The following is a 20,537-nucleotide window of genomic DNA, read 5'->3' as shown; positions in this document are numbered from 1 at the left end:
GGGCGAATGATGCGACTAATCGGAATGACACTGACTTTGGCCGTTCTTGCCGCTTGCGCGCAGGACGGCCTTAATCGTGGGGACGGAACCTTTGCGCCGGGCGTGTCGGGCCTGATGGAAATGGACGGGCTGGAAATCGGCCACCGCATGATGGCCAACGGCGAATATGAACTCGCCCTAGAAGCGTATACCCGCGCCGCCGCCCAACAGGGATTGAACGTCGATACGCTGTCCGCACTGGGATCGGCCAACCTGCGATTGGGCCGTTTGGGCCAAGCCGAAGCCCTGATGCGCCGCGCCGTTGAAGCCGACCCAGCCTTTGCGCCCGCATGGAACAATTTGGGCGTGATCCTGATGGAACGCGGCAAAATTGGCGAAGCGGTCGAGGTTTTCCGTCGCGCCTTTGCAACGGATAGCGGTCAAAGCGACCAGATTCGCGACAATCTGCGCTTGGCACTCGCAAAATACGATGATCCTAACTACGGTGAAACCAATGAGAACGAAGAGTTCCGATTGGTACAACGTGGTGCGGGGGATTTCCTGCTTCAGACCGTGCCGTAGTGAGGCAAGAGCAGTAAAGGACGCAAAACATGCGCCACCCCCTTCTTATTTCCATCGGCGTTGCCGGGGTAATTGCCCTGTCCGCCTGTGATCAATCCGGCGAAGCCCAAGTTAACCGCGCCCTTCAGGACGTGAACGTTGTTGATGAAAGCAACCTCAATGACGTGATGCTCACGGTTGCGGATCCCAACGAAGCCGTCACCTATTTCACCCGTGCCAGCAACAATGAACCGGGACGGATTGATTTGATGCGTGGCTTGGCGTCGTCCATGGTGCGCGCAAGCCGGGGCCCTGATGCGGTGGCTGCATGGCAGGCCGTGGTGGATCACGAAGAAGCCAACAATGATGACCGTGTTGATCTGGCCGATGCCATGATCCGCGCCAATCAATGGGAAGACGCCGAAGGCGTGCTGAACACCATTCCCCCGACCCACGAAACGTTTAAGCGTTATCGCCTAGAGGCAATGGTCGCCGACAGCAACGAAGATTGGGACCGCGCCGACAGTTTCTATGAAACCGCCATTGGCCTGACCACCAAACCAGCAGGCGTTCTGAACAATTGGGGTTTTTCCAATCTGACACGGGGCGATTATACCGCCGCGGAACGTCTGTTTGTGGATGCCATTCGTCATGATCCACAGCTGTTTACCGCGAAAAACAACCTTGTTTTGGCCCGTGGTGCCCAGCGCAACTATGATCTGCCCGTCATTCCCATGACCCAGACCGAACGCGCGCAATTGCTACACACTCTGGCCTTGGCCGCCGTGCGTCATGGCGATGTGTCCACCGGCAAAGGTCTGTTGCGCGAAGCCATCGACACACATCCTCAGCATTTTGAGGCCGCCGTGCGGTCCTTGCGCGCCCTAGAAGACAACGTGACCAACTAAACATGGTCCCCGCAGACAGGTCTGATCTGACATGATGGCGCAGTTTTTCGCCCCGTTGGCAGAACCAATGCCGCCGCTTGCGGCGCTTTGGTTTTTGCCCTTCATCCTGCCGCTTTGCCTGCACACGGCCTATAGCGACATGAAATACATGAAGATTCGCGATTGGAATGTGCAATCCATGGCGATGGTGTTCATCCTGATCGGTCCGTTTGTGATGTCTTGGGAAACCTATCTGTGGCAATTGGGGCATCTGCCGATTGTGCTGATCATCGGGATGTTTTTGAACGCGGGCGGGATTATGGGGGCTGGGGATGCCAAATTCATCGCCGCCGCCTCGCCTTTTATCGCCAAATCCGATCTGCAATTTGTGTTTCTACTGCTGGCGGGCGCGTTTATTGCCGGGTTGGTTGTGCACCGCACCGCCCGCGCCACTGCCATCAAAAACCTGGTCCCCACATGGGAAAGCTGGGTCGCTGGCAAACGCTTCCCCATGGGATTACCCCTCGCCGGTGCACTGTCGATCTACCTGATCCAACTAGCCCGCGGCGCCCTGCTCTGATCCGGATGACTGGTCAGAAAGATTGGTTTTTTGCGTGTAGCTAAAGTTCACTTTAAGGGAACACGACATCGCGCACAGACAACTCGGCTCAAATCCAAACCTTGAGTGAGGGGGTTAAACGGGCAACTGAAGGTATTCAGAAAAATCTTCTGTAAACTCAAAGCGGTCAGTATTGTTGTGCGTCGTTTCAATAATCGCACCATAATTTTGCATAACTTTCAGCTTCGGCTTCAAGTTGTCGTGGTCTTCAAAGAAGTAGGAGAAAACTGGTTTCTCTGGGTCGCCAGTGTAGGACCATTTTCTCGAGAAAACTATGAACTCTCGGACAAATGGTTCCGTTTTCATATCGTCCCGCATTTCCGCCACGAGGTCCGGCATCTTGTTTTCAAGACTTTGAAAACTCCTAGACACTACAATCGCAAAGCCGCGAATACCCAGATATGCCCGCATCTCAGCGAGGGTTTTCCACTCCCTAAGATGATCAATGGAATGACTGGGGACATCAACGTCCACCAGCCTGCTGCAGGTTTGACAGAGCCAAATTCCATTTCCGGCAGCGGATCGTTCCTCGGGGGTCAAAGTAGGATCATACCTCGGCCCGCCCTCGGCAGCGGCAGTAATGTGCGCTGCAACACCAATGCTAGCGGTCTCGTTGGCACCGTCCGGTCCGATGGTTGGACGCAAACAAGTTTGATTTGAACAACGAAATCCTGCACGTTGCGCAATTGTTCTTACTACGGGTGCTCTAAAATCATCACGGTTTGCCATTTGAAGAGCAATACAACTTCAGGTGACTTTCTAAAAGCGGTCATTATCCGCGTCGGTGGAAAAGTGCTGCTCCGTCCCGCTGACCTTGGTTCAGGTCAGATTTGCAGATTTCTGTGGCCAAAGTGCCTGACAAACGTACCCTCAAAGGTGCCCTGTTCACTGCCCCCAAAAACGCAAAACGCCCCCGCGGATGCGAGGGCGTTTTAATTCATCCGGATCGAATCAAAGCTGCGACAAAACTTCGTCTGAGGCTTCAAAATTCGTGGTCACGGTCTGCACGTCATCGTCGTCTTCCAGCGCATCGATCAGCTTCATCAGCTTTTCCATGCCTGTCAGGTCCATTTCGGTTGTGATGTTTGGCTTCCAGATCAGCTTGGTTGATTCAGATTCGCCCAGCTCCGCCTCAAGCGCGGTGGAAACTGCATGTAATTCAGTGCCTTCGCAGAAAATCACATGGCCTTCTTCGCTGCTTTCGACGTCGTCGGCACCCGCTTCTAATGCGGCCATCATGACCGTGTCATCGTCGCCCACATCCGCCGGATAGGTGATCTGACCCGTGCGGTTGAACATGAACCCAACCGACCCGGTTTCCCCCAGATTGCCACCGTTTTTGGTAAACGTGGACCGCACAGTGGACGCAGTGCGGTTGCGGTTGTCGGTCATCGCTTCGACGATCACCGCCACGCCGTTGGGGCCATAACCTTCATAGCGGATTTCTTCGTAATCGTCGCCTTCTCCGGCGGCAGATTTTTTAATCGCGCGGTCGATCACGTCCTTGGGGACAGAATTGGATTTGGCTTCTTTGACAGCCATGCGCAAACGCGGGTTATTTTCCGGATCCGGGTCGCCCATTTTGGCGGCCACGGTGATTTCTTTGGACAGTTTCGAAAACAGCTTGGACCGCAATTTGTCCTGACGGCCTTTGCGGTGCTGAATGTTTGCCCATTTACTATGGCCTGCCATGGGATGCTCCTACGAATTTGAGTTCGGGCGAATTTGAGTTCGGGGTTTAATACTGCATCGGCCGGGGTCCCTGCAAGCGGTTCTGCCTTGACCCATGCGTGCGGTGCGTTAGCCTAGGATGGCGCTCGCGTCCTTTCCCTTTCTGGCGGCGTCCATTGTTCACCGAAAGGGAAGGAGGACGTCGATGACGGACTGGCTTATTCAGGGCGCGCAGACCATTTTGACCATGGATGACACGCGGCGCGAATTGACGGATGCCGACATTCATGTATCAGGCGGTGTGATCAAGGCAATTGGCCCTAATTTACATGCCCCGGATGCGGAAATCATCCATGCGCGCGGCTGTGTAGTGACGCCCGGTTTGGTCAACACGCATCATCATTTATACCAATCCCTGACCCGTGCCGTGCCCGGTGGGCAAAATGCGCTGTTATTTGGCTGGCTGCAGGCGCTGTATCCGATTTGGTCGCGCTTTGGGCCTGAGGAAATGTATGTGTCCGCCCAATTGGGGCTGGCCGAATTGGCCCTGTCGGGCTGTTCGCTGACATCTGATCATCTGTATCTCTATCCCAACGGATCGCGGCTGGATGACACAATCGCCGCCGCCGCCGATATCGGGTTGCGGTTCCATCCAACCCGCGGGGCGATGTCGATTGGGGTCAGCGATGGTGGCCTGCCACCGGATGCGTTGGTCGAGGCAGAGTGTGACATCCTAAACGACAGTATCCGCGTCGTGGATCAGTTCCATGACCCATCCGAAGGGTCCATGTGCCGGGTTGGTCTGGCCCCCTGTTCGCCATTTTCCGTCAGCCGCGATCTGATGCGGGATGCAGCGCTATTGGCGCGCGACAAAGGCGTGATGCTGCACACGCATTTGGCTGAAAACGACGAAGACATTGCCTATTCGTTGGCAAAATTCGGCTGTCGTCCAGGCCAATATGCCCAAGATTTGGGCTGGGTCGGGGATGATGTCTGGCATGCGCACTGCGTGAAGTTAGACGGGCAAGAGATTGATCTATTTGCCAAAACAGGCACTGGTGTTGCCCATTGTCCCTGTTCCAATTGCCGGCTTGGGTCCGGCATTGCACCGGTGCGCGCCATGCGGGATGCCGGTGTGAATGTGGGGTTGGGCGTGGATGGATCGGCCAGCAATGACATGGCCAATTTGATGGATGAAGCCCGCCAAACCATGCTGTTGCAGCGCGTCGCAGGCGGGGCCGACAGCATGTCATCCCGCGAAGCGCTGGAAATCGCCACGCGCGGGGGGGCTGACGTGTTGAACCGCCCGGATTGCGGCCGATTGATGGTGGGAAAACGCGCCGATATTGCCATCTGGGACACCACCGGGATTGAAGCCGCCGGATCATGGGACAAAGCGGCCATGCTGTTATCCGGCCCGCGAAAAGTGCGGGATTTGTTGGTCGAGGGACGCCAGATCGTGCGCGACGGCGTGCTAAAAACAGCGTCAGAACACGCGATCATTGACCGCACCAACACACTGGCCCATGCTTTGGTGGACTAGCCAAACGGAGATCCCCCAATGAAAGCCGCACTTGCCGCCATTCTGACCTGCGCCGCCCTAACCGCCTGTGTGACCACATCGCAAACCGGATCATCCAGTGCGTCAAACGCCGCCATTCCGGATACGTCCTCGATTGGGCAGAGCCTGAATGCCTATCGTGCGTCCAATGGGCTGGGGGCATTGACGCGCAATGCAGCATTGGATCGTGCAGCGGCCGGTCACGCGGCCTATATGGCGCAGACCGATACGTTGTCTCATACCGGTGCTGGTGGGTCGAATTTTAGCCGCCGTATTCGGGATACGGGCTATTGTTTTGGTGGACATGGCGCCGAAAACATATCCGGCGGTTACAGTTCTGATGCGCAGGCCATGCAGGCCTGGACCAACAGCCCCGGCCATCAGCGCAACCTCCTGAACCGCAATGTCACGCAATATGGATATGGCGTCAGCGGGTCCTACCGTGTGATGGTTTTTGCCAATGGCTGCTGATTAAGCCGACCGCGGCTGATGCCGGTTTCCGGCGATCCAGACATCGCGAATGGCCCGGTCATCCCCCATCATAATGGTTGGGAACAATGCCTCCCATAGATCAGTGGTACGGGTGCTGCGTTGGGCGATCGCGGGTGTGGATTGCAGGTTCAACACGGTGATATCCGCCATCGCCCCTACATTCAGTGACCCGATTTCGCCCGCTTTGTGCAATGTCTGTGCCGATCCTTCGGTAGCGAGCCACATCAATTGCGCTGGATGCAGGGGCACGTGACGCAATTGCGCGATTTCATAGGCCGCAGCCATGGTGCGCAGCATCGAAAAACTGGATCCGCCGCCCGTATCCGTGGCCAAACCAACCGGGATTTGGCGTGCCTTTAGGCCGGCCATATCAAACAGCCCCGACCCAATGAACGTGTTGGATGTGGGGCAATGCACCACGCCAGCGCCCAGTTCAGACAGGCGGTCCAATTCACGCGCCTCCAGATGGATCGCATGCCCATAAAGCCCCTTTTGTCCAAGCAAACCAAAGGCTTCGTAAGTGTCCAGATAATCACGCGCATCTGGATATAGCCCGCGCACCCAGTCAATTTCATCGACCTGTTCGCTGAGATGGGTTTGCATCAGACAATCGGGATGTTCGGCCCACAAATCCCCCAATGCGCGCAGTTGATCCGGCGTGGATGTGGGCGAAAACCGCGGCGTGATCGCATAGGTCGCACGGCCCGTCCCATGCCAGCGATCTATCAACGTTTTGCTGTCATCATAGGCCGATTTCGCATCATCGCGCAGACCGTCTGGCGCGTTGCGATCCATACAGGTTTTGCCCGCAACCACCGCCATGCCGCGCATGTCCGCCGCGTGAAACAACGCATCCACCGATTGCGGATGGATCGTGCAAAACGACGTCAGCGTCGTTGTCCCATGGGCCAGCGCCAGATCCAGCGTCCGCCCGGCGATGTCAGCGGCGTAATCGGGATCAGCAAAACGCTTCTCTTCTGGGAATGTATAGGTGTTCAGCCAATCAATCAGCCGTTTGCCCCAGGACGCAATCATCGCCGTTTGGGGATAATGCATGTGGGCATCCACAAACCCGGCGGTGATCAGGTCGGACCCATAATCCGTCACCGGGATTTGCGGATATTTCTGGCGCAGGGTTTGTGCCTCGCCCATTTCCGCAATGCGCCCATCGCGCACCAACACCGCGCCAGATGTGGAAATATGGGTCACGGTTTCAAACGGAGCGTCAAACGGGTCGCCAGAAAACCGCAAGGTCTGGCCAAGGATCAGATGTTCATTCATCCAGCCATCTTAGGGGGTTTAAACTGGGGCGTAAATCGTCGCCGGGGGGGGCTCAACGCTTGCCGTAGCGTTGCAATCCTCTATGCTGCGCCGCAACGCGATAGGCAGATAGGGGGCGATCACATGGCGGACAATTTCGCGGAAAATCCCCCACCCGATTATGAAGAAACAGACGATGTTTCATATGCCCTAAGCCGCGATTTGATGGATGAGGTTAAATCAGCCGTCAAAGATCGTGATTCGCTGGCATTGGCCGCACTGTTTGAACCGCTGCACGCGGCCGACATCGCCGATGTCATAGAACAAACCGACGAAAAACACCGCGCCGACCTGCTTGGCCTGATGAAGAGCACCCTGGAAGGGGACGTTCTGTCAGAGCTGGATGAATCCCTGCGCGAAGAAGTTCTGGATGCGCTGAACCCCGATCAACTGGCCGAAGCGGTCCGTGATCTGGAAAGCGATGACGTCGTTGATCTGCTCGAAGATCTGGACGAAACCCAGCAAGAGGCGGTGCTGGAACATCTGGAACCGTTGGACCGGGTCGCGGTTGAAAAATCCCTGGCCTATCCCGAGGAATCCGCCGGACGCTTGATGCAAGTGGAGGTCGTGCGCGCGCCAGATCACTGGAGCGTCGGCGAAACCATTGATTTTCTGCGCGAACAAACCGACGAATTGCCCGAACAATTTTACCACGTCATTCTGGTTGATCCCCGGATGAAGCCCATTGGCAATGTCACCCTGGGTCGGTTGCTGGGGTCCCATCGAGACGTCAAGCTGACGGATATCAAAGAAGAGGTTTTTCAAACCATTCCCGTGGATCAGGACGAAGGCGAAGTGGCCTATGCGTTCAATCAATACCACCTGATTTCCGCCCCGGTTGTGGATGAAAATGACCGGCTGGTGGGTGTGATTACCATCGATGATGCGATGGTGGTTCTGGACGAAGAACACGAAGAAGACATTCTGCGGCTTGCCGGTGTTGGCGACGGGTCGCTGTCAGATCGGGTCTGGGACACAGTCGGGCGGCGCTTTCCTTGGTTGGCGGTCAATTTGGTCACCGCGATCCTTGCTTCATTGGTGATTGCCCAATTCGAAGCGGTGATTGCCGGGTTTGTGGCCTTGGCGGTATTGATGCCGATTGTGGCGTCCATGGGCGGCAATGCGGGCACCCAATCCCTGACCGTGGCCGTGCGCGCCATCGCCACGAAGGATTTGACCGGATCCAACGTCTGGCGCGTGATCCGCCGCGAAGTGATGGTCGGGCTGGTCAACGGGCTGATCTTTGCGATTGTGATGGGCATTGTTGGCATGATCTGGTTTGGCGCGCCCATGCTGGGGGTGGTCATTGGCGTCGCCATGGTCGTTAATCTGGTGATTGCTGGCCTAGCCGGGACAATCATCCCGGTGGCGCTTGAAAAATTGAAAATCGACCCGGCGCTGGCATCAGGTGCGTTTGTGACAACGGTCACGGATGTCGTTGGTTTCTTTGCCTTTCTGGGACTGGCCGCGATGGTGTTGCTATGAATGATCTGATCGAAATAAAAAACGCCGCCCGCAAGGCTGCCTTTGAACGGCGCAAAGGTGCCTTTGATGCCGGGCTGGGCTCTGCGGCGCTGTTGTCGTCGGTTTTGGCCGGCTATCGCGGCGTGCCCCTGTCGGGGTTCATGCCGATCCGCACCGAAATATCCCCCCTGCCCGCCATGGAAGAAGCCGCCGCCCACGGCCCCGTTGGCATCCCCGTTATCCGCGGTGCAGGCCAGCCATTGGTGTTTTCGCAATGGGAACCGGGCTGTGAATTGATCGACGGTCCGTTTGGGGCGCGCATTCCCGCCACGGAAACCCTGATCACGCCGCAAATCCTGATCGTGCCTCTGGTGGCGTTTGATCGCAATGGCGGCCGTTTGGGCTATGGCGGTGGGTTCTATGACCGCACCTTGGAGGGCCTGCGCGCCAATGGTCCAGCGCTGGCGATCGGGTTTGCCTTTGCGGCCCAAGAGGCAGAGGATTTGCCGCTGGAACCCACCGATCAGCCGCTGGATATGATGATCACCGAACGTGAAATCATCGAATTCAGCTAAGCTTTGGGCACAGCCGCGCGGCAATCCAGCCTGCGACACGCGCCCCCCTTGCCCCCGGTCACAACCCGAATTAAACGCCCTGCATGCGTATTATGTTTCTAGGCGATGTCATGGGCCGCGCGGGGCGCGCTGCCATTACCCACCACCTTCCTAAGCTGCGGCAGGAATGGCGGCTGGATTTTGTTGTGGTCAATGGCGAAAACGCCACCGGCGGCATGGGCCTGTCGGGCAATCACGCCAAACTTATCCTAGAAGCAGGCGCCGATGTGATCACGCTGGGCGATCATGCCTTTGATCAAAAGGACATGCTGCAGTTTTCCGAACAGGAACCGCGCATCATTCGTCCGCTGAATTTTTCCAAATCTGCACCGGGCAAAGGCGCGCGCGTGTTTGCCGCCACCAATGGCCGCAAGGTTCTGGTCGCGCAGGTTTTGGGCCAAGTGTTCATGAAACGCCCGTTTGATGATCCGTTTTCAGCGGTTGATACCGTGATGAAAGCCCATCCCATGGGTGGCATGGTGCAGGCCAGCCTGATCGACATGCATTGCGAAGCCACATCTGAAAAAATGGCCATGGGCCATTATTGCGATGGCCGCGCCAGCATCGTGGTTGGCACGCATACCCATGTCCCGACGGGTGATGCGCAGATCCTAAACGGTGGCACGGCGTTTCAGACCGATGCTGGCATGTGTGGCGACTATAATTCCGTGATCGGTATGGAAAAAACCGAACCATTGCGCCGGTTTATCACTGGCATGCCAAAGGATCGGTTCAGCCCCGCACTGGGGGATGCCACATTGTCTGGCTTGTATGTGGAAACCGATGATCGCACCGGCAAAGCCACCCGAGTGGAAATGGTGCGCCAAGGTGGCCGACTGGCCCCCGCGGGGCCGAATTAGGGCTTTGATCCCGGCGTTTTTCTACCGATGCGTATTTCTGCCAACAAAAAACGCGGTTTCGCCAAAATTTAACTGATTTAAGTCACAGGAAACCGGGAATGCAGGGCCGGTGTGATCTTGTGCTTGTTCTTGGGGGCCAGCCGCGTAAAATCACCGAAGTTCATTGGAACCTTGGATTGATCACAGCGATGGGCAAGAGCTTAGATGACTGATATTTTTGCACTTTCCCAAACCGGCGAGGCCGTGTTGGCCCTGACCATCGTTTTGGTGATGTTCATTCTGTTTTTGCGCGAAACATTCCCAACCGAAGTTGTGGCGATGACAGGCGTGTCGATGATGCTGATCACCGGGGTGCTGCCCTATGAATTGGCGTTGCCGGTTTTGGCCAACCCCGCGCCGTGGACGATTGCGGCGATGTTTGTGATCATGGGCGCCTTGGTGCGCACCGGCGCGTTGGAAAACCTGACCAGCTTTGCCACGCGGCATGCCAAAACCCGCCCGGCATTGGCGCTGGGGGGATTGATGGGATTTGTCGTCCTCAGCTCGGCGATTGTGTCCAACACGCCGGTGGTTGTGGTGATGATCCCAGTCTTTGTGCAGCTGGCGCGCACGATGGATTTGTCGGCCTCTAAGTTGTTGATACCGCTGTCATATGCGGCCATTCTGGGCGGGACATTGACGCTGATCGGGACGTCAACTAACCTGTTGGTGGACGGGGTTGCGCGCGCGCAGGGATTGGACGGTTTTTCCATCTTTGAGGTCACGCCGCTGGCGATCATTTTGGTGATCTGGGGCATGATTTATTTGCGCTTTATTGCGCCACGCCTGCTGCCTGATCGCGACAGCATGGCGAACCTATTGTCGGATCGATCCAAAATGCGGTTTTTCACCGAGGCCGTGATCCCCCCCGACAGCAACCTGATCGGACGCGACGCGATTGGCGTGCAATTGTTCAAACGCGAAGGCGTGCGGCTGGTCGATGTGGTGCGCGGCGATACATCCCTGCGGCGCGATTTGAAGGCGGTGCAATTGCAGGTCGGCGACCGGGTGGTTTTGCGCACCGCGATGACCGAATTGCTGAGCTTGCAACGCAATAAATCCCTGAAACGCGTCGACCAAGTCAGCGCGGTTGAAACCCAAACCGTTGAAGTTTTGATCACACCGGGCTGTAAAATGGTGGGGCGCACATTGGGCGCACTGCGATTGCGGCGTCGATTTGGGGTCTATGTTTTGGCGGTGCATCGGCGCAATCAAAACATCGGTCGCCAATTGGATGATCTGACCGTGCGCGTGGGCGACACATTGTTGCTGGAAGGGTCCCCAGAGGACATCCAGCGGCTGGCCAGCGATATGGATCTGGTCGACGTTTCGCACCCATCCGCACGGGCATTTCGCCGTGCCCATGCGCCGATTGTGATCGCAGCGCTGATCGGGATTGTGGTGTTGGCCGCGCTGGGTGTCGCGCCGATTTTTGCGCTGTCAGTGCTGGCCGTGACCTTGGTCCTGATCACCCGCTGCATCGACGCAGAAGAGGCGTTTTCCTTTGTCGAGGGCCGCCTATTGGCGCTGATTTTTTCCATGCTGGCCATTGGGGCCGGGCTGGAATCGTCGGGCGCCGTTGAAATGCTGGTCAATGCCGTCGCGCCCTATGTGGGCATGTTGCCGCCGTTCCTGATTGTTTGGGCGGTGTATTTGCTGACATCCGTGTTGACCGAATTGGTGTCCAACAATGCCGTTGCCGTGGTGGTGACGCCCATTGCCATCGGTTTGGCAACCGCTCTTGGGCTTGATCCACGGCCGTTGGTGGTGGCGGTGATGGTGGCCGCATCAGCCAGTTTTGCCACGCCAATTGGCTATCAGACCAACACGTTAGTTTACGGTCCCGGCGGCTATAAATTCAGCGATTTCATGCGCGTGGGCATCCCGCTGAACCTCAGCATTGGGTTGCTTGCCTCGGCCGCGATCCCGTTTTTATGGTCGCTATAGCGGTGTTGTTGGGCCAAAGGTTCTCGCCAAGGGCTTAGCGATAGCGCTGCACAAAATTCCGTAGGATTTTTTCTGGCTCAACCACATCCGAAGCGCGGCACATATCGATCAACTTGCCTGCATCAGCGGGGTCGAAATAGCCTTTGTCTTTGTAGAACTTAATGCGCGTTTCAAACCCGTCTGCATCCGCTTCGGGGTGGAATTGGGTGGCATAGACGTTCTGACCATGGCGGATCATTTGAAACGGGCACGGATCAGAGGCCAGCAAATGCACGCAGCCGTCTGGCAGGTGTTGCACCGCTTCTTTGTGGCCAACAAAGGCCGAAAACGTCGACGGCATATTCGCCAACATCGGATCCTGCGCGCCTGCATCGGTCATCTGACAGATCGTCGGGCCGACAGATTCGCCGTATTGGGATTTATTGACATCGGCCCCCAGATGATGCGCCAGAATGCCGATCCCGTAACAACAGCCCATAAAGGGATGATCTTGTTCAATAATCTGCGGCATCAGTCCCAGGACTTCGGCTTCGATCCGGGCCTCCATCGGGGTTTTCTGCGCGGGGCTGTCAGACACACAGCCCGGCCCGCCGCCAACAATCACACCGGCATAATCCGTCACGTTCAACGATGATGGAATATCTTCGATATCCAACCGAATCCGATGGGTTTGATCCGCCGTCAGACCACCTTTTCTGAGGATGGCGGTAAATTCATCGTCCGAAACTTCGGCCTCGGGGCGCAATTGCAGGATCAAAAACTTTTTCATGGGCCTGCCTTAGCCTGATAGCGGCCAAAAAACCAGTATGGATGGGATCGAAACCGCAACAACCAAGATTTCCAGCGGCAGCCCCATTCGCCAATAATCGCCGAACCGATAGCCGCCGGGGCCAAGGATCAAGGTGTTGTTTTTATGGCCAATTGGGGTGAGGAACGCCGCCGAAGCGGCAATGGCCACAGCCATCAAAAACGGATCGGGTGACACGCCCAAGTTCTGTGCCATTTGGATGCCGATTGGCGCGGCGACAATGGCCGTGGCCGTGTTGTTTAACACATCCGACAGGGTCATGGTCACCACCATCAGCAATGTCAGGATCATCCAAGCGGGCAAGCCGTCCGTGAGGTTTAGCAAGCCACCGGCGATCAATTCGGTGCCGCCCGATGCCTCTAGGGCGGCGCCAAGTGGGATCATTGATCCCAGCAACACCACCACCGGCCATTCGATGTGATCATAGAGTTCTGCCAGCGGCACAATGCGCGTCAAAACATACGCCACCACCACCAAGCCCAAGGCGACCGGGAGGTAGATGAACCCGAACGACGCCGCGGCCACAGCACCTGCAAATAACCCAATGGCCAACCAGATTTTTGAGTTTTCCGTCACCGTCAGACCGCGATCCGCCAATGGCAAACAGCCCAGCCAATCCGCGACCGCATCAGCCCGGTCAGACGGGGCCAAAAGCAGCAAAATATCACCGGGTTTGATGATGGTGCGGCGCAATTGCGATGTGATCCGTTTGCCCTGACGGGAAATGCCGACCAATATGGATCGCTGCCGCCAATGCAGCCCCACCGCTTGGGATGTTTTGCCAGCGATCCGCGCATCACGCGGCACAACCACTTCGATCAGGGACAGACCGTCTGCCTCACCGGCTACGATTTCTTTGCGGCTTTCATCAATGAATTCAAGGTTTAGGGCCACGCGAAATTCGTCCAACGCATCTGGCGCGGCCTCTAGGATCAAAATATCCCCCGCCTTTAGCGTCACATTGCGCCCTGCCCCAAACCGACGTTTGCCATCCCGAATGAGCCCCAAAATGCCCACATCCGCCTTAGCGGCGTCTTCGTCCAGATCAGACAGTTTCTGGCCCAGTTTCTTGTTCCCCTCAGGCACGGCCAATTCCGCGATATAGGCAGATGTTTCCATCAGCTTTTTGGCGGCGTCGTTTTCGGTGGCGGCTTTGGGGATCAATCGCCAGCCGATCAATGCCACAAAAATCAGCCCCGTGATGGCCGCGATCCCGCCCACGGGGGCAAAATCAAACATCCCAAATGGTTCGCCCAATTGGTCCTCGCGGATGGCGGCGATGATGATGTTGGGCGGCGTGCCAATCAACGTGACCATGCCGCCCAGAATGGTGGCAAAGGATAGCGGCATCAGGCTCAGCCCCGGTGCGCGGCCTGCTTTGCGGGCGGTTTGCATATCAACCGGCATCAACAGCGCCAGCGCTGCGACATTGTTCATAAACGCCGACAGAACCCCACCGATCAGACCCATCAAAGTGATATGCCCACCCAGCGGCGTGTTGGGCGACACCAATGTGCGGGTGATCAAATGCACCGCCCCGGACCGCACCAGCCCAGCCGACACAACCAAGACCAAAGCCACCACCAATGTCGCGGGGTGGCCGAACCCGGCAAAGGCGTCTTTGGACGGGACCAAGCCCAGAACGACGGCGATCATCAACGCAGAAAACGCCACCAGATCATAGCGATAGCGCCCCCATAGCAACATGCCAAAGACAACAGCGAATAGGGTGAACAGCAGGATTTGATCTTGGGTCATGCCTGTTTGTGCCTTGCTGGTGTGATTTAGAAAAGGGGGAAACCGTCGCACCGGTCCCCCTGCCGCCGCCAAATGCGATGTTTAGTCAGCAAACGGGGCCAAAAGCGCCAAGGCTTGTGCGTGAATTTGGGCATTGGCCGCAGCGATCACCTGACCGCCTTGGTGGGCGGGGTCGCCGCGCCAATTGGTCACCACGCCCCCTGCGGCCTGCACCACGGCGATGGGCGCTTGGATGTCATAGGCCTGCAATCCTGCCTCGATCACCAGATCCACCTGCCCGGTCGCGATCAAAGCATATCCGTAACAATCCATCCCATAGCGGGTTAATTTCGTTTTGTTTGCAACGGCTTGGAACCCTTGCTGATCACGCGGCGTGTTGATTTCGGGAAAGGTCGACAACACAATCGCGTCGGATAAATCCCGCGGCGCGTGGCTGCATAATTTGCGCGGTCCCTGCGGTCCGTTCATATCAGCACGGCCAAAGCCACCCTCAAAACGTTCGCCAATATAGGGCTGATCGATGATCCCATAAAGCGGGCCTGTTTCATCCGCGATCGAAATCAAAACGCCCCAAGTCGGCGTGCCCGATATAAACCCACGTGTGCCATCAATCGGGTCCAACACCCAGGTCAGACCGGATTTTCCCGGCTTGGCGCCGAACTCTTCGCCCAGAATGGCATCGTCCGGGCGGTCACGATCTAGAATATCGCGCATGGCACGTTCGGCGTTGCGATCCCCAACGGTTACGGGATCAAACCCTTTGGCCAGTTTGTTGTCTTCGGTCAGGGCTTGGTTGCGAAAATGGGCCAGTGTTTCAACACGAGCCGCATCCGCCAACCGATGCGCCACCAGCACAATTTGGTTTTGTTCGATGGTTGTCAGGGGTGGTTTTGGGGACATTTCGGTGCGTGTCATAAAATCGCTGCGCAGCTTGGCGCGCTCCTGCCTCTGATAAAGTTACCAAAGCGGTAGCGGTCCCGCACCTGTCGGTCAAGCGCCGGGAACAATGTCCCCGGCGGCTTGAATTATGTGTGATTAAGCGGCTTCTGACAGAACACGCGCCAGATCAAACAGGCGGCGGCGTTGATTTTCAGGAATCGCGTAATAGGACCGCAGCAGTTCAAGCGCTTCGCGATCTGACAGGATATCGCTGGGCATAGAGCCATCAGTCTGGGGCATGTCACCGGCGGCCAAACCTTCAAAGAAGAAGGACACAGGCACATCCAATGCGTGCGCAATATCCCAGAGCCGAGACGCGCTGACGCGGTTCATGCCGGTTTCGTATTTTTGAATCTGCTGGAATTTGATCCCAACTTTTTCAGCAAGCTGTTGTTGTGTCGTTCCGATCATCCAGCGGCGGTGGCGAATGCGTTTTCCCACATGGACATCAACTGGGTGTTTCATGTTCGTTTCCTTTACTAGTCACGTTGTGCGCGCCGAAGTCTCATTCGTTACGCAGCCGGGCATCGGCCCTCTCCCATCCGACTCGTGTCGGTCTCTGACCTATCATTGACAGGATGAAACAAAAACACGCAACGGTTGCAGTGCCCAACCTACCCTTAAGGACAGGTATGCGTCACAAGTTTGTTAAATATCATTTCGAAGCGTGGCGAAATCCCGCAGACCCGTCGGCAAAATCATGCTAATAACCCATAAAGACTACTAAGAATGGACAAATACCCCAAATGCGCGCCTATCAGACCTTGTCTTTTGACACTCCTCCACAGCTCGTCGATGTTCCGTTAACCATTCCCGTCAAAGGAGAGGTATTGGTTAACGTCGAGGCTTGCGGTTTGAATTTCGCTGACTTGCTGATGACGCGTGGTCAATACCAAGACACCCCAGAGCCGCCCTTTACCCTCGGCCTAGAGATTTGCGGGACGGTTGCGCAACTGGGACCCGACACAAAAGGCCCCGCCATTGGAACCCGGGTGGCTATTTTTGGCGGTCAGGGTGGTCTGGCGGAACAGGGGTGTTTTGACGTCTCCCGCTGCGTGCCTGTGCCCGATAGCATGTCATCCACCGTAGCCGCCGGGTTTATGGTGGCTTATGGCACATCCCACCTTGCGTTGTCTCGGCGTGCGCGATTGCAACCGGGGGAAACATTGCTGGTCACGGGGGCAGCGGGCGGTGTGGGTCTGACTGCGGTTGAAATCGGAAAACGGATGGGGGCGCGCGTGATTGGTCTGGCACGGGGCGCGGAAAAATGCGCCATCGCCCAACAGGCCGGTGCGGATCACGTCTTTGACAGTGGCGATCCGGATTTGTTGCAAAAGTTAAAGGACCTTGGGGGCGTGGACGTGGTGTATGAGGCGATTGGGGGGGATTTGTTCAAAACCGCCCTGCGGGCCTGTAACCGCGAAGCCCGTATTCTGGCCATCGGATTTGCCGGTGGGGACGTGCCTCAGGTGCCGGCAAACCATCTGTTGGTTAAAAACGTCGATGTCATTGGGTTTTATTGGGGCGGTTATTTGAAATTCGCCCCCCAAGCGTTGACCGATTCCCTTGCTACGCTGATGCAATGGCATGCCCAAGGCAAACTCAGCCCGCATATATCACATGTTTTGCCGCTGGATCGGGCCGACGACGCGCTGGCCCTGCTCAGAGATCGCAAATCCACCGGCAAGGTTGTCGTGACGCCTTAATCCGTGATCATGGTTCGCAACAGGTTGACCAAATCCCCGACAATCGGGCCTTCGCCCACATCACTGTGATAGACGTTGATCTGATTGTCGCGCAGCTCTGGCAGGGCTCCGTTGTGATTGATCCGCTCAAAATAAGGCGGTTCGGTCCCGTCCAACATGGCGTAAATCGCCAAATCCGCGCTCACCGTCGCTTCGATTGTGCGAGTTGAATTGCTTTCAACCGCCATTTCCCAAGGGATCCCTGCTTCATCTAACCGTCGCTGAACACCGGCGCGAAAAATGCAGCGTTCTTCAAACGCCAATCGCAAAGGCCGCTCTTTCCATGCGGTTCCGTTTGGCGCACCAACCCATGTCAATCGACGCGACGCCAAGGTTTCGCCCCCCGATTCCACACCGGTTTCCGTGGACAGGATGACATCGGCCTCTCCTTTGGCAAAAATTTCCTTCAATCGGCGGGTAAACGACGAAATCAGATGAACTTTTACCCGCGGATAGTCGCGCGCGAATTGTTTCAGGACCTGAGGAATCGCCGGATAGACCACATCATGCGGCACCCCCAATACAATTTCGCCTTCGAATTCCTGAGACGTCAATTTACGTACAATTTGATCGTTCAACGTCAGAATTTGCCGCGCCTGAGACACCAATTGTTCCCCGGCCGGGGTCAGGCCAATGGTGCGCCCCGTGCGATCAAGCAGGTTCGCGTCCAGGCTTTCTTCTAGTCGTTTCAACTGCATAGACACCGCGGATTGGGTCAGATTCAGCAATCCGGCCGCCCGCGTCACCCCCCCAGAATCAGCCACCGCCACAAAACTGCGCAGGGCCGTCATGTCCAAATTTCGCAACATATCACATTCCTTGATGTTCAATCCGATAAACATTCATTTCACTTATGCATCCAGCACCTGCATATATCAAGCATCGAAATACAAACCCGACGACTCATCACTTTCAAAGGAGAGACACAATGGCCACCATGATCCAAACCGCCGCCTGCGCCCCACGCAAAGTTAGCCTGCTTAAGCGTCTGTCCGATGCGCATTCCCTGTTCCGTCAGCGCCGCGCCCTTGCAAAATTGGACGCAACTGCGCTGAAAGACATCGGTCTGAGCACAGCAGACGTTCTGATCGAAACACAACGCCCCCTCTGGGACGCGCCATCCAACTGGCGTGGGTGACAAAGACCGCAATGTTGCCCACCCGCAATTTGATTGGGAAACACTGCGTTCACCTTAGAAAACCTTGAAAAAGCTGTCGCGAACACCGATATTCACCACAATCCCTTTCATGCGTCGCATGCGGGGTCATTGTTCAAGCCCCTGGAGGTATTGATGGCTGAATATAATACAATCGGTTCTGTGAGCGGCGTTCGCGCGGCTGAAATCGATGCGGGCCTTCGCGCCCATATGAACAAAGTTTACGGCACGATGTCTGTCGGCATGTTGCTGACCTTTGCTGTGGCATGGGCATTTGGGTCCAACCCAGAATTGCTGAGCGTGCTGCGCGATCCGGCCACGTTTAGACCAAACATCCTAGGTTACATTGTGATGTTTGCACCTTTGGGCATGGTTTTTGTCTTTGGTGCGATGATCAACAAAATGTCCGCCGCCGCCGCGCAATTGTTTTTCTATGCTTTTGCCGCTGTTATGGGCCTGTCGATCAGCTGGATTTTCGCCGCGTTTACGGGCGTGTCCATCGCGACCACATTCCTTGTGACGTCGATCGCGTTCGCCGGTCTTAGCCTTTATGGTTACACCACCAAAAAAGACCTGTCCGCCATGGGCACGTTTTTGATCATGGGTGTGATCGGCCTGATCGTTGCGTCAATCGTCAACATGTTCATCGGCTCTAGCGCGATCCATTTTGCGATCTCTGTATTGGGTGTTTTGATCTTTGCCGGTCTGACCGCCTATGACACACAGAAAATCAAATCCGAATATGTGGCCCATGCGGCGCATAGCGATCAGGAATGGTTGGGCAAAGCGGCCATCATGGGCGCATTGAACCTGTATATGGACTTTATCAACATGTTCATGTTCCTGCTGCAATTCCTGGGCAACCGCGAATAATTCGGAACTGACCTTACGTCATTTAGGGCTGCCTTCGGGCGGCCCTTTTCTTTTGTGGGTATGGCCCTAAAGTTCGGCCATGGAACATAATATCAGTTTACCCGTCACATCCGTAACTGCCCTGCTCCTGGGCGCTTTGATCCTTTGGCTGACGTTAAAGGTGGTGAAAATGCGCCGTCTGCATAAGGTGGTGCTGGGCGACAATGACAACCGCGACATGGCCAAGGCGATCCGGGGTCATGCCAATGCGGTCGAAACCATCCCCATGTCGCTGATCCTGATGGGATTGTCAGAATTGGCCGGTGCCTGGACGTCTTGGTTGGCGCTGTTGGCCTGTGGTCTGATCATTGGGCGGGGATTGCATGCGCGGTATTTCACCGCCCCCGGCACCCATTTCAAATTCCGCTATTACGGGATGTTGACCACGGTGATTGTGCAGGTCAACCTGTTGCTGACATTGGGGCTGACGCTGATCCTGTGATCAAAACCACAGCTGCATTTCCATCGCAGGAAAGTGTAGATCCGTCTGCAATGGCACGTCGATTGCGCCAATATCGCTAAACCCCATCGCGTGATAAAATGGCACGGCCGTCAGGGTGGCAATGCAATGCATCCACCCCATGCCTGCGCGTTTGGCATCTGCAAGGATATGCTGCATCAACGCGCGGCCCACCCCCTGACGCACAACCGTTTCAGCCGTGACCAGATGGCGAATATTACCCCGATCCGGCAAGGCCGCGCCGCCGCCGGGCAACCCCCGTGACCACCCCCCTGCTCCCAGCAATTGCCCGTCTTGGTGGGCGACGAAATAGGTGCCGCTGGACAATAATTCGGGATTGGCGCGGGATATGATTGGCAATGCCTTGGCCAATAAATCCGCCCGATAATCCGGGGCCAGCAGCACCGGATAGGCGCAACCCAACAGGTCGTCAACCGCGTCAAAGTCGGCGCCGTGGCTGGGACGAATATCAACGTTAAGGTGGGGCATCACATATACTTATATAAACAAAAAGGCCGCGTCCTTGCGGAGCGGCCCTTTGAAATCCAATGTCCAGCGATCTTACTTGATCTTGCCTTCTTTGTATTCCACGTGCTTGCGCACAACCGGGTCATACTTACGGACAACCATTTTTTCGGTCATGGTCCGTGCGTTTTTCTTAGCTACATAAAAGTGGCCAGTCCCCGCGGTGGAGTTCAGGCGGATTTTGATAGTGGTCGGCTTCGCCATGTTTCTATTCTCCGGT

The 20,537-nt window shown here is 56.3% G+C and carries 23 protein-coding genes; 13 read left to right on the top strand and 10 right to left on the bottom strand.

All coding sequences use genetic code 11. The annotated features are described in order from the left end of the window. Positions 1–24 precede the first annotated feature (24 nt). From AB1F12_RS04975 to AB1F12_RS04965, 3 genes are all read left to right on the top strand, one after another. Positions 25–561, top strand: a complete 537-nt coding sequence (locus tag AB1F12_RS04975; protein ID WP_368187036.1) for a tetratricopeptide repeat protein — start codon at positions 25–27, stop codon at positions 559–561. 29 nt (positions 562–590) lie between these two features. Further along, positions 591–1,448 carry a tetratricopeptide repeat protein gene (locus AB1F12_RS04970; RefSeq protein WP_368187034.1) on the top strand — a complete coding sequence of 286 codons (858 nt, stop codon included), beginning with the start codon at positions 591–593 and terminating at the stop codon, positions 1,446–1,448. A gap of 67 nt (positions 1,449–1,515) precedes the next feature. Beyond that, positions 1,516–2,007 carry a prepilin peptidase gene (locus tag AB1F12_RS04965; RefSeq protein ID WP_368187033.1) on the top strand — a complete coding sequence of 164 codons (492 nt, stop codon included), beginning with the start codon at positions 1,516–1,518 and terminating at the stop codon, positions 2,005–2,007. A 114-nt stretch (positions 2,008–2,121) separates the two neighbouring features. Here AB1F12_RS04965 and AB1F12_RS04960 read toward each other — a convergent pair whose 3' ends face one another. Further along, positions 2,122–2,775 carry a hypothetical protein gene (locus tag AB1F12_RS04960; protein WP_368187032.1) on the bottom strand — a complete coding sequence of 218 codons (654 nt, stop codon included), beginning with the start codon at positions 2,773–2,775 and terminating at the stop codon, positions 2,122–2,124. A gap of 222 nt (positions 2,776–2,997) precedes the next feature. Then, positions 2,998–3,738, bottom strand: coding sequence for a YebC/PmpR family DNA-binding transcriptional regulator (locus AB1F12_RS04955; protein WP_368187030.1), 741 nt, complete (start codon positions 3,736–3,738; stop codon positions 2,998–3,000). 184 nt (positions 3,739–3,922) lie between these two features. Here AB1F12_RS04955 and AB1F12_RS04950 point away from each other — a divergent pair, with 184 nt between their 5' ends. Both AB1F12_RS04950 and AB1F12_RS04945 read left to right on the top strand, forming a co-directional pair. Next, the gene (locus tag AB1F12_RS04950; RefSeq protein ID WP_368187029.1) at positions 3,923–5,260 is read left to right on the top strand and encodes an 8-oxoguanine deaminase; all 1,338 of its coding nucleotides are present in this window, start codon (positions 3,923–3,925) and stop codon (positions 5,258–5,260) included. 18 nt (positions 5,261–5,278) lie between these two features. After that, positions 5,279–5,749 carry a CAP domain-containing protein gene (locus AB1F12_RS04945; protein ID WP_368187028.1) on the top strand — a complete coding sequence of 157 codons (471 nt, stop codon included), beginning with the start codon at positions 5,279–5,281 and terminating at the stop codon, positions 5,747–5,749. Here AB1F12_RS04945 and guaD read toward each other — a convergent pair whose 3' ends face one another. Further along, positions 5,750–7,051 carry a guanine deaminase gene (gene guaD / locus AB1F12_RS04940; RefSeq protein ID WP_368187026.1) on the bottom strand — a complete coding sequence of 434 codons (1,302 nt, stop codon included), beginning with the start codon at positions 7,049–7,051 and terminating at the stop codon, positions 5,750–5,752. It abuts the gene before it with no gap. A gap of 204 nt (positions 7,052–7,255) precedes the next feature. Between guaD and mgtE the strand changes: the two genes are divergently transcribed. The 4 genes from mgtE (at position 7,256) to AB1F12_RS04920 (ending at position 12,014) form a co-directional block, all read left to right on the top strand. Beyond that, complete coding sequence (gene mgtE, locus AB1F12_RS04935; protein ID WP_368188274.1) at positions 7,256–8,575, top strand: magnesium transporter; 1,320 nt, start codon at positions 7,256–7,258, stop codon at positions 8,573–8,575. Next, on the top strand, positions 8,572–9,129 hold the full coding sequence (locus AB1F12_RS04930; protein WP_368187024.1) for a 5-formyltetrahydrofolate cyclo-ligase: 558 nt from the start codon (positions 8,572–8,574) through the stop codon (positions 9,127–9,129). The genes mgtE and AB1F12_RS04930 overlap by 4 nt, the downstream gene beginning before the upstream one ends. 83 nt (positions 9,130–9,212) lie before the next feature. Further along, complete coding sequence (locus tag AB1F12_RS04925) at positions 9,213–10,028, top strand: TIGR00282 family metallophosphoesterase (protein ID WP_368187022.1); 816 nt, start codon at positions 9,213–9,215, stop codon at positions 10,026–10,028. Between the two features lie 204 nt (positions 10,029–10,232). Further along, positions 10,233–12,014, top strand: coding sequence for an SLC13 family permease (locus AB1F12_RS04920; RefSeq protein WP_368187020.1), 1,782 nt, complete (start codon positions 10,233–10,235; stop codon positions 12,012–12,014). 34 nt (positions 12,015–12,048) lie between these two features. Here the strand turns inward: AB1F12_RS04920 and AB1F12_RS04915 are convergent, their stop codons facing one another. The 4 genes from AB1F12_RS04915 to AB1F12_RS04900 all read right to left on the bottom strand — a co-directional run bounded on the left by AB1F12_RS04915 (position 12,049) and on the right by AB1F12_RS04900 (position 15,984). Then, on the bottom strand, positions 12,049–12,783 hold the full coding sequence (locus AB1F12_RS04915) for a glutamine amidotransferase (RefSeq protein WP_368187018.1): 735 nt from the start codon (positions 12,781–12,783) through the stop codon (positions 12,049–12,051). A 9-nt stretch (positions 12,784–12,792) separates the two neighbouring features. Continuing rightward, positions 12,793–14,580: an SLC13 family permease gene (locus tag AB1F12_RS04910; RefSeq protein WP_368187016.1), complete on the bottom strand. Its 1,788-nt coding sequence runs from the start codon at positions 14,578–14,580 to the stop codon at positions 12,793–12,795. A gap of 81 nt (positions 14,581–14,661) precedes the next feature. Beyond that, positions 14,662–15,495, bottom strand: a complete 834-nt coding sequence (locus tag AB1F12_RS04905; protein ID WP_368187015.1) for an inositol monophosphatase family protein — start codon at positions 15,493–15,495, stop codon at positions 14,662–14,664. Between the two features lie 120 nt (positions 15,496–15,615). Then, positions 15,616–15,984 carry a helix-turn-helix domain-containing protein gene (locus tag AB1F12_RS04900; protein ID WP_368187014.1) on the bottom strand — a complete coding sequence of 123 codons (369 nt, stop codon included), beginning with the start codon at positions 15,982–15,984 and terminating at the stop codon, positions 15,616–15,618. Positions 15,985–16,265: 281 nt separating this feature from the next. On the opposite strand from AB1F12_RS04900, the gene AB1F12_RS04895 reads away from it, so the two are divergent. Further along, the gene (locus tag AB1F12_RS04895) at positions 16,266–17,225 is read left to right on the top strand and encodes an NADPH:quinone oxidoreductase family protein (RefSeq protein WP_368187013.1); all 960 of its coding nucleotides are present in this window, start codon (positions 16,266–16,268) and stop codon (positions 17,223–17,225) included. Here AB1F12_RS04895 and AB1F12_RS04890 read toward each other — a convergent pair. After that, on the bottom strand, positions 17,222–18,073 hold the full coding sequence (locus AB1F12_RS04890) for a LysR family transcriptional regulator (RefSeq protein WP_368188271.1): 852 nt from the start codon (positions 18,071–18,073) through the stop codon (positions 17,222–17,224). The two genes, AB1F12_RS04895 and AB1F12_RS04890, sit on opposite strands and share 4 nt — an antisense overlap. Positions 18,074–18,192: 119 nt before the next feature. Here AB1F12_RS04890 and AB1F12_RS04885 point away from each other — a divergent pair, with 119 nt between their 5' ends. From AB1F12_RS04885 to AB1F12_RS04875, 3 genes are all read left to right on the top strand, one after another. Further along, the gene (locus AB1F12_RS04885; protein ID WP_368187012.1) at positions 18,193–18,402 is read left to right on the top strand and encodes a DUF1127 domain-containing protein; all 210 of its coding nucleotides are present in this window, start codon (positions 18,193–18,195) and stop codon (positions 18,400–18,402) included. 153 nt (positions 18,403–18,555) lie between these two features. Beyond that, positions 18,556–19,293 carry a Bax inhibitor-1 family protein gene (locus AB1F12_RS04880; protein ID WP_368187010.1) on the top strand — a complete coding sequence of 246 codons (738 nt, stop codon included), beginning with the start codon at positions 18,556–18,558 and terminating at the stop codon, positions 19,291–19,293. Positions 19,294–19,372: 79 nt separating this feature from the next. Next, complete coding sequence (locus AB1F12_RS04875) at positions 19,373–19,774, top strand: MAPEG family protein (protein WP_368187008.1); 402 nt, start codon at positions 19,373–19,375, stop codon at positions 19,772–19,774. On the opposite strand, the gene AB1F12_RS04870 is transcribed toward AB1F12_RS04875, so the two are convergent. After that, complete coding sequence (locus tag AB1F12_RS04870) at positions 19,775–20,281, bottom strand: GNAT family N-acetyltransferase (RefSeq protein ID WP_368187007.1); 507 nt, start codon at positions 20,279–20,281, stop codon at positions 19,775–19,777. A gap of 72 nt (positions 20,282–20,353) precedes the next feature. Further along, positions 20,354–20,521, bottom strand: coding sequence for a 50S ribosomal protein L33 (gene rpmG / locus AB1F12_RS04865; RefSeq protein ID WP_132831491.1), 168 nt, complete (start codon positions 20,519–20,521; stop codon positions 20,354–20,356). Positions 20,522–20,537 lie beyond the last annotated feature (16 nt).

The sequence above is a fragment of the Aestuariibius sp. HNIBRBA575 genome (genome assembly GCF_040932005.1).
Classification (GTDB): Bacteria; Pseudomonadota; Alphaproteobacteria; order Rhodobacterales; family Rhodobacteraceae; genus CANLNM01.
This window is presented reverse-complemented; position numbering and strand designations above follow the sequence as displayed.